This window comes from Geobacillus sp. DSP4a (genome assembly GCF_013096875.1).
Taxonomy (GTDB): domain Bacteria; phylum Bacillota; class Bacilli; order Bacillales; family Anoxybacillaceae; genus Geobacillus; species Geobacillus thermophilus.
This window is the reverse complement of the sequence record NZ_SDLD01000233.1, coordinates 1-382: the sequence shown is the minus strand read 5'-3', so window position 1 is coordinate 382 and position 382 is coordinate 1. Positions and strand designations below refer to the sequence as shown.

The following is a 382-nucleotide window of genomic DNA, read 5'->3' as shown; positions in this document are numbered from 1 at the left end:
ACCTAAAGGTGCAATTGCTGCAACGCCATTTTCAATTTTAGTCAAACTTTGAATTGTACTGTCGACATAATCATAGTCAAATTGATGTTGATGTATGTAATTTGTTGTTTGACTGATCGCTGGTGCAATAGAATACACTTTTTTAATATCAGAAATGGTGTTCGAACCATTACCATATAATGCAAAGTTAATATCTAAACGTATTTCACCGTGTGCAAAGACATCTTGCTGTGCAAGTGCATCTGCCACAATGTTGATTGTTCCTTCTATAGACTTTTCAATAGGGACAACACCAATCGCTGCGTCATCATCTGCAACTGCCTTGATGACTTCAAATAAATTTGACTTTGGTTGAAAAGTAGCTTCATTTTCAGAAAAATAC

1 protein-coding gene is annotated in these 382 nt (G+C 35.3%); it reads right to left on the bottom strand.

Annotation, left to right across the window (positions count from 1 at the left end):
* The coding region (locus ETC02_RS17145; RefSeq protein ID WP_305847210.1) for a prephenate dehydratase domain-containing protein at positions 1 to 382 on the bottom strand (382 nt) is incomplete at both ends.